1 protein-coding gene and 1 pseudogene are annotated in these 1645 nt (G+C 49.1%); both read left to right on the plus strand.

The window, feature by feature from the left end:
• Positions 1 to 199: 199 nt before the first annotated feature.
• On the plus strand, positions 200 to 862 hold the full coding sequence (locus CPT76_RS29530; RefSeq protein WP_105445410.1) for a nitroreductase family protein: 663 nt from the start codon (positions 200 to 202) through the stop codon (positions 860 to 862).
• A 126-nt stretch (positions 863 to 988) separates the two neighbouring features.
• Positions 989 to 1470 (plus strand): annotated as a pseudogene (locus CPT76_RS29535) (malate:quinone oxidoreductase); the annotation flags it as partial.
• Positions 1471 to 1645: the final 175 nt, after the last annotated feature.

Consider the following 1645-nt stretch of genomic DNA (forward strand, 5'->3'; position numbering starts at 1 on the left):
GAAGTGCAGAATCAGACGGTTGAATTGCTCAAGCAGCATACGTTAGCCGATTTGATGCAATAATAAATACTGGATTGCAATGTGAGCCGAAACGTTATATACTGTGTTCATGTTAGTTGCAGTTGGTGGCCCGACTGCATTTTATTTTAAGATATACTGTGCCTGTACTGAGCACAGTAATTACGAGGAGGAGAGAAGCATGTCCGTTTCACAATTGTCACAAACCGTGGAGCAGCAGCCATTTTTTAACGTTATTCAGGAACGGCGGTCCGTCCGCAGCTATGATCCCGATGTGAAAATTTCGCGGGAAGAAATGAACGAAATCCTGCAGCAAGCTGCACTGGCTCCTTCAGGCGCTAATCTGCAGCCGTGGCGGTTTCTCGTCATCGACTCGCAGGAGCTGAAGCAAAAACTGTTTCCGATCGCTTTTGATCAGCAGCAGGTGATTGAGGCTTCCGCTGTCATTGCGGTACTCGGAGATTTGGAAGGCTATAAATTGGCCGAGAAGATTTACGGAATGGCGGTCGATGCGGGTTACATGCCGGCAGAGACGGCTAAATCGTTTGTGGAACGCTACCAGGGGTTGTTCGCAAGCATGCCTCCGGAGACTGTTCTCCAAAAAGTATCTATTGACAGTGGATTGGTATCCATGCAGCTTATGCTTGTCGCCCGTGCCAAAGGATATGATACGGTTCCGATGGGCGGCTTTGATCAGGCTAAATTTGTAGAAGCGTTCGATATTCCGGAGAGATACGCTCCTATTATGCTTATCGCCATCGGCAAAGCGGCAAAGCCTGGACACCCTACGCTAAGATTACCGATTGAGGATGTCGCTTTCTATAACGAAATGCCTAAGGCATAATATCATCTTTCAAGCGTGAAAAAACACCCGAGGATATGAACTGTATCTCAGCGGTTTGGACGATACCGTTCCATCAGCATATTAAAGACAGAAACCACTCCAGATAATGGAGTGGTTTTTTAGCGGAATGTGCTCACGATGCTGGCTGCAGGCGCCAGAACCTGTCGCTGACCAAGTACCTGATCCAGCAGGTGATGCTGTCGAAGGAAAAACGGATGGAAGAGCTGCGTGAGTTCATCCCGAACGCCAAGAGCGAGGATTGGGATATGCTGGTGGCCGGCCAGCGCGTGCAGGTCATCAAAGATACGGAAGCTGGCGGCAAAGGCACGCTCCAGTTCGGTACGGAAGTCGTGACCGCCGCGGACGGATCCATTGCTGCCTTGCTGGGGGCTTCTCCGGGGGCCTCCACCGCTGTTTCCGTCATGCTCGAAGTCATCGAAAAATGCTTCCCTCAGCATGCGAAGGCATGGGAGCCGAAGCTTCGGGAAATGATTCCGTCTTATGGCGCACCTTTGATGAAAAATCCGGGGCTGATCCGCGAAATTCATACGTCGACGGCACGCACGCTCGGTCTCAACCGTGGATTGCATTCGGCCAACGTGATGTAAATATAGTGATATAAGATAAGAAAAACGTCTATCGACGTACCTTCAAAGAAGACAGACCGCGATTTAGCTGAAGTTTTTCTTGCGATTATAGAATGGTTCAGCTTCGCTGAAATTTATAAATTCTATAATCTTAAGAAAAACGTCTATCGACGTACCTTCAAAGAAGACAGACCGC

The sequence above is a fragment of the Paenibacillus sp. AR247 genome (assembly GCF_002968895.1).
GTDB lineage: Bacteria > Bacillota > Bacilli > Paenibacillales > Paenibacillaceae > Paenibacillus_AQ > Paenibacillus_AQ favisporus.

Bases quoted from the DNA above. Each gene is read 5' to 3' on its own strand.
- CPT76_RS29530 (WP_105445410.1), top strand. From the start codon at position 200: ATGTCCGTTTCACAATTGTCACAAACCGTGGAGCAGCAGCCATTTTTT.